Source organism: Myxococcus sp. MH1 (assembly GCF_059738865.1).
Window position 1 is genome coordinate 103,503 of record NZ_AP026947.1, and the last position, 12,948, is coordinate 116,450.

The 12,948-nt window shown below is 69.9% G+C and carries 10 protein-coding genes; 5 read left to right on the top strand and 5 right to left on the bottom strand.

Annotation, left to right across the window (positions count from 1 at the left end; genetic code table 11):
• Positions 1-52 precede the first annotated feature (52 nt).
• The 4 genes from AC6JA9_RS00435 to AC6JA9_RS00450 all read right to left on the bottom strand — a co-directional run bounded on the left by AC6JA9_RS00435 (position 53) and on the right by AC6JA9_RS00450 (position 3,122).
• Positions 53-430: a hypothetical protein gene (locus AC6JA9_RS00435; protein ID WP_497958916.1), complete on the bottom strand. Its 378-nt coding sequence runs from the start codon at positions 428-430 to the stop codon at positions 53-55.
• Complete coding sequence (locus tag AC6JA9_RS00440) at positions 342-1,505, bottom strand: hypothetical protein (RefSeq protein WP_497958917.1); 1,164 nt, start codon at positions 1,503-1,505, stop codon at positions 342-344. Before AC6JA9_RS00440 ends, AC6JA9_RS00435 begins: the two co-directional genes overlap by 89 nt.
• 37 nt (positions 1,506-1,542) lie before the next feature.
• A complete protein-coding gene (locus tag AC6JA9_RS00445) occupies positions 1,543-2,421 on the bottom strand; it encodes an SDR family oxidoreductase (protein WP_483579264.1) in 879 nt (292 codons plus the stop codon).
• A 65-nt stretch (positions 2,422-2,486) separates the two neighbouring features.
• On the bottom strand, positions 2,487-3,122 hold the full coding sequence (locus AC6JA9_RS00450; RefSeq protein ID WP_223749425.1) for a TetR/AcrR family transcriptional regulator: 636 nt from the start codon (positions 3,120-3,122) through the stop codon (positions 2,487-2,489).
• Between the two features lie 101 nt (positions 3,123-3,223).
• Between AC6JA9_RS00450 and AC6JA9_RS00455 the strand changes: the two genes are divergently transcribed.
• The 4 genes from AC6JA9_RS00455 (at position 3,224) to AC6JA9_RS00470 (ending at position 9,624) form a co-directional block, all read left to right on the top strand.
• Complete coding sequence (locus tag AC6JA9_RS00455) at positions 3,224-4,933, top strand: acyclic terpene utilization AtuA family protein (RefSeq protein ID WP_497958918.1); 1,710 nt, start codon at positions 3,224-3,226, stop codon at positions 4,931-4,933.
• A gap of 5 nt (positions 4,934-4,938) precedes the next feature.
• On the top strand, positions 4,939-6,555 hold the full coding sequence (locus AC6JA9_RS00460; protein ID WP_497958919.1) for an acyl-CoA carboxylase subunit beta: 1,617 nt from the start codon (positions 4,939-4,941) through the stop codon (positions 6,553-6,555).
• Positions 6,556-6,569: 14 nt separating this feature from the next.
• Positions 6,570-8,573 (top strand): acetyl/propionyl/methylcrotonyl-CoA carboxylase subunit alpha, encoded by a 2,004-nt coding sequence (locus AC6JA9_RS00465; protein WP_497958920.1) that lies wholly within the window; start codon positions 6,570-6,572, stop codon positions 8,571-8,573.
• Between the two features lie 106 nt (positions 8,574-8,679).
• Entirely contained in the window at positions 8,680-9,624 is a 945-nt protein-coding gene (locus AC6JA9_RS00470) for a zinc-dependent alcohol dehydrogenase family protein (protein WP_497958921.1), read from the top strand.
• Positions 9,625-9,654: 30 nt separating this feature from the next.
• Here AC6JA9_RS00470 and AC6JA9_RS00475 read toward each other — a convergent pair whose 3' ends face one another.
• Positions 9,655-10,848: an MFS transporter gene (locus tag AC6JA9_RS00475; protein WP_497958922.1), complete on the bottom strand. Its 1,194-nt coding sequence runs from the start codon at positions 10,846-10,848 to the stop codon at positions 9,655-9,657.
• 644 nt (positions 10,849-11,492) lie between these two features.
• On the opposite strand from AC6JA9_RS00475, the gene ltrA reads away from it, so the two are divergent.
• Positions 11,493-12,926 (top strand): group II intron reverse transcriptase/maturase, encoded by a 1,434-nt coding sequence (ltrA, locus tag AC6JA9_RS00480; RefSeq protein ID WP_223786090.1) that lies wholly within the window; start codon positions 11,493-11,495, stop codon positions 12,924-12,926.
• The last annotated feature ends 22 nt before the right edge of the window (positions 12,927-12,948 follow it).

Consider the following 12,948-nt stretch of genomic DNA (forward strand, 5'->3'; position numbering starts at 1 on the left):
GATGAGTCCTTGGAGCCCATACAGAGACGTCAGGGGATGGGAGGCTTCGGGCTCAGCGAGGAGGCCGGTTGGCGTTGCACTTGCGCTCGAAGGTGCGCAGCCGCTCTTCCATCGCCTCGCGGAAGTCGGCGGTGGTGGACCCGTCGAGCAGGTCCCGGACCCGGTACTGCAGGCGCTTCGCCTTGGAGCAGCCATCGGAGCGGAAGGACAGGAAGGCCAGGGACGTCAGCGCGGCGGGGCTGCGAGGGTCCAGCTCCAGGGCGCGGCGGGCCGTGGGCAGGCCTTCCTCCAGGTTGCCCGTCTCGTTGTAGCTGTCGGCGACGCGGACGAGGGTGGAGACGTCATCGCGGGCCAGGCTGGTCGCGCGCCGTCGCGCATCCGCCTGCGCGCCCGGCTCGAGGGACGGGTCCAGCAGCTCCGCCAGCAGCATCCAGGCGCGCGCATCGTCGGGATGGTCCCGCACCAACGCATGGGCTCGCTGGAGATGCTCTGGCGTGTCCTCCGACAAGCGCGGCGAGCGTCGCCGCGTCGACATGGGTCGGCGCTTCGCCCAGGGCCCGCTGGACCTCTGCGAGCGCCTCCGCCCGCGCGTCCTTCCCTGGCGCATGCATCAGGACCCGCGCGCGCAGGACGTGGACATCGGCGGAGCCGAGTGCGCGCACGGTGACCTCCTCCGGGATGGCGGGGAGCGGTGACGCGCGAGGGACATACCGCTCGCGAGAGGCGTGCCGGCGCACACCGCTCCGCAGCGCGTCCAGGTCTCCGAAGGTCGTCTCCCACGTGGCGCGTGAGTCCTCGCCCTGGGCCAGCAACGCGAGCCACTTGCCGAAGCGCGCCGGCTGCTCCTGCGCGAGGAAGTGCACCCAGAGCCACGCGGAGGCATCGCGCCACTGCTGCTCCTCGGGGCTCGGCTTCAGCACATGCTCCTGTTCCCAGAGCGCGTCGATGTCGAGCCACCCCTTCTCGCGGACCCGCTCCAGGCTGGACGCATCCTCCCGCCCCAGCACGGCCTCGCGGGTGCCGTGCTCGACGCGCACGGTCTCCAGGGAGCGGGCGAGCCCCTCCGCGAGCCACCGGGGGCGGCTCTGCAACACGCGACGGCTCAGCTCGTAGCCCAGCGCGCGGGCCCGCGTCCTTGCTCCTCGCTCCGAGTCCTCCTGGGTGATGACGAGCAGCGCCCCTTCGGCGGACCTCGCGGAGAAGCCACCGGAAGTCCCAGGGACGAGCGCCTCCAGCTCGGCGGCGTCGCGCAGGAGCACGACGTCCATCGCGCCGGGGATGTCCTCGTCCCCGCCCCACAGCCGCGACACGGCGCCGCGGAGCGTCTCCAACTCGAGCGCGGCTCGCGTGGCCGCCTCACGCTCCACGTTCGTCAGGACGCGGAAGTGTCGGCTGCGGACCTCGGTCCAGACCGCGTCATCCTCGCGAGGAGACGGCGCGCGCGTGCTCGCGCAGCCCGACACCATCGCCAGCATCCACCCCACCCAGAGAACCCGGAATGCCATCCCGGATTCTTGTCACGGCCGCGAGGTGGGACGCGAATCATTCCTTCGCGGGGCCACCCAGGATGCGCGGCGCGGCGGCGCGGTGGAAGCCCTCGTAGGGCTTGGAGGCGCTGGTCTCCTCCAGCGGAAAAATCTTGGTGTTGCAGGACGCGCCACCGTCAATCTTGATGACCTCGCCGGTGATGAACGCGGCCACGTCCGACAGCAGGAACACAATCGCGCCGCTCACCTCGGCCTCGGTGGCGAGCCGGTGCAGGGGCACCTCCTGCTTGAGCATGGGGATGAGCGCCTTGACGCCCTCGTCCTGGTAGCTGTCCATGCCGCTGGAGGCCACCCACCCGGGCGCCACCGCGTTGACGCGCACCCCGGCGAAGGCCCACTCCACCGCCGCCGTCTGCGTCAGGTTGAGCATGCCCATGCGCGCCGCGCCCGAGTGCCCCATTCCCGGCATGCCGCCCCACGCGTCCGCGAGCATGTTGACGATGGAGCCTCCCGTCTGGCTCATCGACTGGTTGAACACCTCGCGCGCCACCAGGAAGCCTCCCGTGAGGTTGGTGGCCACCACCGCCTCGAAGCCCTTCTTCGAGATGGCCGACAGCGGCGAGGGGAACTGCCCGCCCGCGTTGTTCACCAGCCCGTGGATGCGCCCGCGCGCCGCGACGATGCGCGCCACCGTGGCCTTCACGCCCTCCTCGTCGCGGATGTCCACCGTCTCCAGCGAGCACTCGCCGCCGTCCTCGCGCAGCTCCGCCGCCACCTTCTCCAGCTTGTCCGGCTTGCGGCCCACCAGGATGACGTGCGCGCCGAGCGCCGCCAGCTCGTGCGCCGTACAGCGGCCGATGCCGCTGCCGCCTCCGGTGACGATGATGTTCTGTCCCTTGAACAACCCCGGCGCGAATACGGAGCGGTAGCCCATGTGCTCTCCCGATGTGGCCCCGCCCGAGTGTCGTCGGGGCGTGTTGTCGCGAACGTCGCGGCCCGTCAGTCCTCCGCCTTGCGCCCGGACCGGGGACGCAGCGCGTCCTCCAGCGTGAGCGCCCAGCGGTGGAGAATCTTCTTTCGCCGCGCGCTGTCGTCGCGCAGCAGGTTCGCCAGCCCCAGGCCGCGCACCAGGTCCAGCGTCGCCTGCACCAGCTCGCGCACGCCCGGCTCGCGCTCGTCCACGCCGAGCAGCGACACCGTCAGCCGGTGCACCTCCCGCCCCACCTTCGTCTCCACCGGCACCAACTGCGAGCGCAGCTCCTCGTCCGTGCTCGCCGCCACCCACAGCTGCACGGCCGCGACGAACAGCGGGTGCGTGTAGAAGCCCGCCAGCATGTGGAGGATGCTCTCCGTGCGCCGCTGGTCCGCTGGCAGCCGGGCCGCCCGCCGACCGAGCTCCTCCATCTGCTGATGGCCCACGTACTCGACCGCGGCCGCCACCAAATCACCGCGCGTGGGGAAGTGGTGCTGACAGGCGCCGCGGGACACGCCGGCCCGCTCGGCGATGACCGTCATCGTCGCGCCCGCCCACCCCAGCTCCGACAGGGCGCTGATGGCCGCCTCCATCAGTCGCTGCCGGGTGACGCGGCTGCGCTCCTGCTCCTGTCGTCCTGTCGCGGCCGGTGCCTCGCTCACGAGGTCAGCTTGGAAGCCGCCCTGGAAAAAAGCAAGCGCGCTTGCTTTTTTAGGCATGGCCTCCCACACTGCTCCGCATTCAGGCAGGACGTGGAGAGCGCATGAGCGAGTCCCCCCTCCGTATCGGCAACGCGTCGGGTTTCTACGGTGACCGGTTCTCGGCCGTCCGGGAGATGCTCGAGGGCGGCCAGCTGGACGTCCTCACGGGCGACTACCTGGCGGAGCTGACGATGTTGATTCTCGGTCGGGACCGGATGAAGGACCCGGCCACCGGCTACGCCAAGACCTTCCTGCGGCAGATGGAGCAGTGTCTGGGATTGGCGCTGGAGAAGAAGGTGCGCATCGTCGCCAACGCGGGAGGCCTGAATCCGGCCGGGCTCGCCGAGGCGCTGCGAGCGCTCAATGACAAGCTGGGACTCGAGGCCCGCATCGCGCACGTGGAGGGGGACGACCTCTCCGGCAGCGCGGACGCGCTGGGTCTGGGCTCGCCCATCACCGCGAACGCGTACCTGGGCGGCTGGGGCATCGCCGAGTGCCTGCGCGCGGGCGCGGACATCGTCGTCACCGGCCGCGTGACGGACGCGTCCCTGGTGGTGGGGCCGGCGGCCGCGCACTTCGGCTGGAAGAAGGATGACTGGGACAAGCTCGCGGGCGCGATGGTCGCGGGCCACGTGCTGGAGTGCGGCACGCAGGCCACGGGCGGCAACTACTCCTTCTTCAAGGAGATCGACGTGCGCCGTCCGGGCTTCCCGCTGGCGGAGGTGTTCGCGGACGGCTCGTCCGTCATCTCCAAGCACGCGGGCACGGGCGGCGCGGTGACGGTGGACACGGTGCTCGCGCAGCTGCTCTATGAAGTCACGGGCGCGCGCTACGCGGGGCCGGACGCCACGGCCCGCTTCGACTCGATTGCCCTGACGGCGGACGGCAAGGACCGGGTGCGCATCAGCGGCGTGCGCGGCGAGCCGCCTCCGCCCACGGTGAAGGTGTGCCTCAACCACCTGGGGGGCTACAAGAACGAGGCGACGTTCGTCCTCGTGGGCCTGGACATCGAGGACAAGGCGCGGCTCATCCGCGAGCAGATGGAGGCGGCGCTCACGCGCAAGCCGAGCGAGGCGCACTGGACGCTGGTGCGCACGGACCGCGAGGACGCGGCCACGGAGGAGCAGGCCGCCGCGTTCCTGCGCGTGGTGGTGAAGGACCAGGACCAGAGACTGGTGGGCCGAGCGTTCAGCGGCGCCGCGGTGGAGCTGGCGCTGGGCACCTACCCGGGCTTCACCATGACGGCGCCGCCCTCGGATGGCGCGCCGTATGGTGTCTACACGCCGGCCTATGTCGACGCGAGCAAGGTGGAGCACGTGGCGGTGCTGCCCGACGGCACGCGCACCGCCATCACGCCGCCCGCGCAATCTCAGGCGCTGGCGCCGGTGGAGCCGCTCCCGTTGACGGAGCCGCTGTCCTCGGGGCCCACGCGCCGGGTGCCGCTGGGTCGGCTGGTGGCGACTCGCAGCGGTGACAAGGGCGGCATGGCGAACATCGGCGTGTGGGCGCGCTCGGATGAGGCGTGGCGCTGGCTGTCGCGCTTCCTCACGGCGGAGAAGCTGAAGGAGCTGCTCCCGGAGGCCGCGGCCTTCCCGGTGGAGCGGCACGTGTTCCCGAAGCTGCGCGGGTTGAACTTCGTGGTCGATGGAATCCTGGGCGAGGGCGTGTCGTCGTCGACGCGCTTCGACCCGCAGGGCAAGGCGCTGGGCGAGTGGCTGCGCTCGCGTCACGTGGACATTCCCGAGTCGCTGCTGCGCGAAGGAGAGGGGTGAGGCCGATGCCGAGAATCACTTCCAAGGTCAACCCGGGCTCGGAGACGTTCCAGGCGCAGCGCGCGGACATGCTCGCGAGGCTGGGCGAGCTGCGCGGCGTCGAGGCCAAGGTGCGCGCCACCGAGGAGAAGGCGCGCGAGAAGTTCCACAAGCGAGGCCAGCTGCTGCCTCGCGAGCGGCTGATGATGCTGCTGGACCGGGGCTCGCCGTTCCTGGAGCTGTCCACGCTGTGCGGCTACGGCTACCACGACGACAGTGACGGCTCGCTGGCGGGCGGCAACAGCATCGCGGGCATCGGCTACGTGTCCGGGGTGCGGTGCTTCGTCTTCGTGAACAACTCCGCCATCAAGGGCGGCACCGCGTCGCCGTGGGGTGTGCAGAAGGCGCTGCGCGGGCAGGCCATCGCGCTGCAGAACAAGCTGCCCATGGTGTCGCTGGTGGAGAGCGGCGGCGCGAATCTGATGTACCAGCAGGAGATCTTCATCCCGGGCGGAGAGACCTTCTACAACCAGGCGAGGATGTCCGCGGCGGGCATTCCGCAGGTCACCGTGGTCCACGGCTCCAGCACGGCGGGCGGCGCGTACCTGCCGGGCCTGTCCGACTACGTGGTGATGGTGAAGAAGAAGGCGAAGGTGTTCCTCGCGGGCCCGCCCTTGCTCAAGGCGGCCACGGGCGAGGTGGCCACGGACGAGGACCTGGGCGGCGCGGAGATGCACGCCACCGTCGCGGGCACCGCGGACTACCTGGCCGAGGACGACGCCGACGCCATCCGCATGGCGCGCGAAATCGTGTCCAAGCTCGGCTGGAACGAGCGGCTGGCGGCCCAGTCGAAGGCGCCCTACGCGGAGCCGCTGTACTCGCCGGACGAGCTGGCGGGCGCGATTCCGGCGGACTACCGCAGGCCGTATGACTGCCGGGAAATCATCGCGCGCATCGTGGACGGCTCGGAGTTCACGGGCTTCAAGGACGCGTACGACGCGCACACGGTCTGCGGCTGGGCGAGCCTGTTCGGCGGGCCCATCGGCATCATCGGCAACAACGGGCCCATCAGCCCGAAGGGCGCGACGAAGGCGGCGCAGTTCATCCAGCTGTGCTGCCAGTCGAACACGCCCATCGTGTACCTGCAGAACACCACGGGGTACCTGGTGGGAACGCAGCCGGAGCAGGGCGGCATCGTCAAGCACGGCTCGAAGATGATTCAGGCGGTGGCCAACGCCACGGTGCCGCAGGTGACGCTGCTGGTGGGGGGCTCGTTCGGCGCGGGCAACTATGGGATGTGCGGACGTCCGTTCCACCCGCGCTTCATCTTCGCGTGGCCCAACGCGCGCACGGCGGTGATGGGCGGCGAGCAGGCGGCGAAGGTGATGTCCATCGTCTTCGGCGAGAAGCTGGCGCGCGGGGGCGAGGTGGTGGACGAGGAGGCCCTCCGCGCCTTCACGCAGCCCATCGTCGACCAGTTCGACAAGGAGTCGCACCCCTTCAACGCCTCGGCGCGGCTGTTCGACGACGGCATCATCGACCCGCGCGACACGCGGCGGGTGCTCGGGTTCGTGCTGTCCATCTGCCGTGAGGCGGAGGCGCGGCAGGTGAACCCCAACAGCTTCGGCGTCGCACGCCTGTGAGAGGAGCGGACGGGATGGAGCGTTTCAACAAGGTCCTCATCGCGAACCGGGGTGAAATCGCGGTGCGGGTGATTCGCACCTGCAAGCGGCTCGGCTTCCGGACGGTGGCGGTGTTCTCGGAGGCGGACCGGGGCGCGCCGCACGTGCTCGCCGCGGACGAGGCGGTGCCCATCGGCCCGTCGCCCGCGAAGGAGTCGTACCTGGTCATCGAGAAGCTCATCGGCGCGGCGAAGGCGTCGGGGGCACAGGCCATCCACCCGGGCTACGGCTTCCTCTCCGAGAACGCGGCCTTCGCGTGCGCGTGCAAGGACGCGGGGCTGGTGTTCATCGGCCCGGACGCGGAGGCCATCACGCTGATGGGCAACAAGCGTCAGGCCAAGCTGAGGATGATTGCGGCGGGCGTGCCGTGCATCCCGGGTTACGAGGCCTCGGACGCGGACGACGAGGCACTGGCGAAGGAGGGCGAGCGCATCGGCTTCCCGCTGATGGTGAAGGCGGCCGCGGGCGGCGGTGGTCGCGGCATGCGACTGGTGCACGAGGCGTCGCAGCTGAAGGCCGCGCTGAAGGGCGCCCGCTCCGAGGCGGCGAACGCGTTCGGCAGCGGTGAGCTCATCCTGGAGCGCGCGGTCATCAACGCGAGGCACGTGGAGATTCAAGTCTTCGCGGACGAGCACGGCAACGCGGTGCACCTGGGCGAGCGCGACTGCTCGGTGCAGCGGCGTCACCAGAAGGTCGTCGAGGAGAGCCCGTCACCCGCGGTGCACCCGCTGCTGCGCGAGAAGATGGGGCAGGTGGCCGTGACGGCGGCCAGGGCGATTGCCTACAAGGGCGCGGGCACCATCGAGTTCCTGCTGGCGCCGAACGGCGAGTTCTACTTCATGGAGATGAACACGCGTCTCCAGGTGGAGCACCCCGTCACCGAGCAGATTACCGGGCTGGATTTGGTGGAGTGGCAGCTGCGGGTCGCCTCCGGTGAGAAGCTGCCGCGCGCGCAGGAGGACATCACCTGGACGGGCCACGCCATCGAGGTGCGGCTGTGCGCCGAGGACCCGGCGAACCAGTACGCGCCGCAGGCGGGGAGGCTGCTCACGTGGCGGCTGCCTTCTCGTGAAGGCGTGCGCATCGACCACGGCGTGCGCGAGGGGCAGGACATCCCGCCCTTCTACGACTCCATGCAGGCGAAGGTGATTGCGTACGGCGCGGACCGAGAGATGGCGCGGCGGCGGCTCGTGGAGGCGCTGCACGAACTCACCGTGTTCGGTGTCACGACGAACAAGGACCTGCTGCTGCATGTGCTGGAGGATGGCGCGTTCCGCTCGGGGGCATACGATACGGGCTTCATCGGCAAGCACGCGGACGGCGCGACGCTGGAGCGGCTGTACCGCACGAGCACTCGCGAGCGGGCGCTGGCGGCGGTGGCGCTGTTCCATGACGAGGCGCTGCGGCTCTCCAGGACGAGCGGAGTGGATGCCTCGCTGGTGAACTGGAACACGGCGTATTCGCACGCGGTGACGATGACGCTCGAGGACCGGAGCGGCGAGGCGAAGGTCTCCGTGCGCCCGTTGACGTCGGAGCAGTACGAGGTCATCACGGGCGAGGAGAAGCTGGAGGTCTCCGTGCTGGGCCTCGCGGAGGGCGTATTCGACTACGCCGTCGCGGGGGCTCGGGGGCGAGGGCGGTATCTGCGCGCTGGGGACTCGCTGTGGCTGGACCTGGGCTCGGGGGCGCGGTGCCTCGCGGACGTGACGTTCCGTCCGCCGAAGTCGGCGGAGGGCGCGGGGACGGGACGGCTGCTCGCGCCGATGGACGGCCGCATCCTGCGCGTGGAGACGAAGCCCGGGGCCACGGTGAAGCCGGGGGACGTGCTCGTCGTCCTGGAGGCGATGAAGATGGAGTTCCAGCTCGTCGCGGACATCCCGGGCACGGTCGAGGCGGTGAACGCCTCGGTGGGTGGTCAGGTGAGCGCCAAGGCGTTGTTGGTGGTGCTGACCCCGGAGGCGAAGCCGAAGGAAGCGTGAGGTCGCGAGCAGCGGGGTGCTCGCATCGTCGAGACATGGACGCTCGCCGGGTGTCCGTGTTGCGAGGGCGTGGGGTGGGCGGCTACTCCGCCCGTCCATGCGCGCAATGGTGCTTCCCCGCTTCGGCGGTCCTGAGCTGTTCGAGGTTCGTGATGTCCCCGCTCCGACGCCGGGTCCCGGACAGCTCGTCGTCCGTGTCCTGGTGTCGGGCACCAACCCCGTGGACGCGAAGCTGCGGCACGACGGCTCCTGGGCGGGGCTGAAGCCGCCCGTGGTCCTGGGCTACGACGTGTCGGGCGTCGTCGAGCAGGTGGGCCCGGGCGTCACCGACTTCAAGTCGGGGGACGAGGTCTTCTACACGCCCGAGATTTTCGGCAACCCGCATGGCTCCTACGCGGAGCTGAACCTGGTGAGCGCGAGCATCGTGGCGCGCAAGCCGGCGAGCATCTCGCATGAGGAGGCCGCGGCGATTCCGCTGGCGGGAGGCACCGCGTGGGACGCGCTGGTGCGAAGGCTCCAGGTGCAGGTGGGTGAGACGGTGCTCATCCACGGCGGCGCGGGGGGCGTGGGCACGTTCGCGGTGCAGATTGCGAAGGCGGCGGGCGCGCGGGTGCTGGCGACGTCGGGCCCGGGGAACCTGGAGCTGCTGCGCGAGCTCGGCGCGGACCTGGCCATCGACTACCGCAAGGAGGATGTGGCGCAGGTGGCGCTGCGGGAGACGGGTGGGAAGGGCGTGGACGCGGTGTTCGACACGGTGGGCAGCAACATCGTCCCGAGCATCCCCGCGACGCGGGCCTTCGGGAGGCTTGCGACCATCCTGGATGTGAAGGGGGATGTGTCGGGGATGTACCCTCGCAACCAGACGTTGCACGGGGTGTTCCTCACGCGCGAGCGGCGTCGGCTGGAGGAGATGACGGCGCTCATCGAGCGCAAGCAGCTGCGCCCGGTGGTGGACCAGGTGCTGCCGCTGGAGAAGGTGGGGGACGCGCACCGCCGGCTCGATTCAGGACACGGGCGGGGCAAGGTGGTGCTGACGGTGGCGAACAAGTAGTCGCCTGTCACGAGGGGCCTGGGTGGAAGCTCAGGCCTCGCGCCGGTGGCTCAGCGCGAGGATGGCGAGGCCGATGACACAGAGCGCGGCGCCCGCGGCGCAGACGCCCGTCCAGCCGGCGTGGGTCCACGCGGTGGTGCCGAGCCAGGAGCCGGCCGCGCCGCCGGCGAAGTAGGTCACCATGTAGAGCGTGTTGAGGCGGCTGCGAGCCTCGGGGCGCAGGGCGTAGACGCGGGTCTGGTTGGAGATGTGGTTGCCCTGAACGCCCAGGTCGAGCAGCACCACGCCCAGGGCGATGCCCCACAGCCAGCGCCCCAGGGGCCACATCACGACGAAGGACAGCAGCAGCACGCCGATGGCGAACATGTTGATGCGCCGGCCTCCGTGCGAGTCCGCGTAGCGGCCGACGACGGGGGCGATGAGCGCGCCCACCACGCCGACGACGCCGAAGAGTCCGGCGACCTGGGGGCCGTAGTGCTCGGGGAGGCTCTCCAGATACAGGGCGAGCGTGGACCAGAAGACGCTGAAGGCGCCGAAGGTGAGGGCGCCGAGCACGGCGTGGATGCGCAGCACGGGCTCGGTGCGCGCCAGGTGGACGAGCGAGCGCATCAGCTCCGGGTACGGCATGGCGGCCACGGGCGGCTGCGAGGGCAGGGTGAAGCGCAGCACGAGGGCGAGCAGGAGCATGAAGCCCGCGGCGAGCCAGAACATGGCGCGCCAGCCCAGGTGGGTGCCCACGAAGCCGGCGGCAGTGCGGGACAGGAGGATGCCGATGAGCAGGCCGCTCATCACGGTGCCCACCACGCGGCCGCGCTGCGCCGCGGGGGCGAGGTGCGCGGCGAAGGGGACGAGGAGCTGGGGGACGACGGTGGTGGCGCCCACGAGGAAGCTGGCGATGACGAGCCAGGGCAGGGTGGGCGCGAGCGCGGCGCCGACGAGGGCGAGGCTCACGAGCGCGGACATGGTGACGATGACGCGGCGTCGTTCCAGGCTGTCGCCGAGCGGGACGATGAGCAGCATGCCCGCCGCGTAGCCGACCTGGGTGAGCGTGGGCACGAGGCCGAGCATCCCGCCCGAGGCGCCGAGGTCCCGGCCGATGTCTCCGAGCAGGGGCTGGTTGTAATAGAGGTTGGCGGCGGTCGCGCCGGAGGCGGCGGCCATGAGCCACACGAGTCCGGGGCTGAGCGTGGCGTGCGGCGATTCCGAGGGTGCTGGCGTGGACATGGCGGACGCGGCGCACTCTCCACCCGGGGACAGGTCGGGTCCAGCGCCGTCATGCTCGCTTGCTCTGGAGGTGCCACACACGGTCCGAGTGCGGGCCGGTATAGGCTCCGAGCATGGTGCGTCCTGAAGGACGAGAAAGAGGAGCACGTCCATGCTCCACCAGACCTGCGGGTGAGAGTCCCGTCCGGGTAGACACCGGAGTGCCCGGTAGCAGGCCCCAGCCGGTCGCCGAGAGGCGGCAGGCCACAGCGGGGCGTCAAAAGCCTCCGACAGGGAGGGAGCAAGAGCACGGGCCGCAACATGAAGTGAAGCCTGCCGCCTCGACAGAGACACAATGGGAGAGCCGAGCCGAGCATGTCACGGTGAAGGCCAGGTCCGCTGCGGACGAGTCCGGGTGTGAAGCAGCGGAACTCCCCGGGGTATGGGGCGCGGCACGTGTTCAAGGAGTGGTGGGGAACAGGAGAGACCCGACTGCGCAGCCGTCGTCGCGGCAGGGCCCCGCGTATAAGCCGAAGGCGAAAGCGAGGGGAGTGCAGCGGGAGTCCGAGGGGGCCGTAGTACCGATGAGGGGCGTGCAGGACAACGCGCCCGGAGGGAAGGGCCCCTGCTTGAGTGGTGCTTGGGTGGGAGGTAAGAGCGAGGGCATGAGCCGCCACGGCGGCTCCAATCTCCCCGGTGGACCAGAGTCCACCGACAAAGTTCGACGACTCCAGCGCAAGCTCTTCGTGGCAGCCAAGCGGTGCAAGGAGCGCCGTTTCCATGCGCTGTATGACCGAGTCCACCGGAGTGACGTCCTGTGGGAAGCGTGGGAGCGGGTTCGACGCAACAAGGGCGCGGCTGGCGTGGATGGAGTCACGCTGGCGGCGGTGGAGCGGTACGGCGCGCAGCGGCTGGTAGAGGAGCTGGGCGAGGTGCTGCGAGCAGGAGCGTACAGGCCGCCCGCGGTACTGAGGCGGTACATCCCCAAGGCGGACGGGAAGCGAAGGCCGCTGGGCATTCCGACGGTGAAGGACCGCATCGTGCAGATGGCGGTGAAGTTGGTGCTGGAGCCGGTATTCGAGGCGGACTTCCTGCCGTCCTCGTATGGCTTCCGGCCTCGCCGAAGCGCGTTGCAGGCCCTGGAGCGCATCCGGGAGGTAGTCAATGCCGGATGTCGCCACGTGCTCGACGCGGATATCCGCGATTACTTCGGCAGCATCGAGCATGAGCTGCTGATGGAGCGGGTGGAGCGACGGGTGTCGGACCGCAGGGTGCTCAAGCTGCTGAGGCAGTGGCTGAGTGCGGGAGTGGTAGAAGAGGGCCGGTACTCCGAGACGGTCTCGGGGACGCCGCAGGGCGGAGTGGTTTCTCCGTTGCTCTCCAACATCTACCTGCACTTCTTCGACAGCGTGTGGCAGCGGCAGTGCGCGCGGGTAGGCGAGCTGGTGCGCTACGCGGATGACTTCGTGGTGCTGTGCAAAAGCCGCGAAGCTGTCGAGGAGGCTGAACGAAGAGTGCGAATCATCTTCGAGAGGCTGAAGCTACGACTGCATCCGGAGAAGACGCGGCGAGTGGAACTCACCGAGGGCAAGGAAGGCTTCGACTTCCTGGGCTGTCACCTGCATCAACGCATGTCGGGCAAGCTGCTGGAGGAGCGTGGCCTCAAGCGCTACTACCTGCACAGATGGCCGTCAGCGCGGAGCATGAAGCGGGTGAGGGCCCGGGTGAAGGAGCTGACGAGTCGTCAGCGGTACGGGGTGAAGGACGTGCGAGTCATCATCGCCGACCTGAATCCGGTGCTGCGAGGGTGGGGCAACTACTTCCGCAGCGGGAATGCAGCCCGGAAGTTCAATCAGCTCGACTCCTACGTGTGCAGGCGGCTGCACCAGTTCATGGTGAAGCGCAGGGGAAGGAACCTGCGAGCCGGACAGGCTCACGAGTGGAATCGGGAATGGTTCTGGGGACAGGGGCTCCACCGATTGCGTGGGACGATTCGTTACCCGAAACCGTGCATGCTGCACGACAACACTCTCGTTAAGCCGTATGCGGGAAAACCGCACGTACGGTTTGAAAGGAGGCGGGTGGAAACGGGCCGCTGACCGGTACCGCGCCACCCATCTA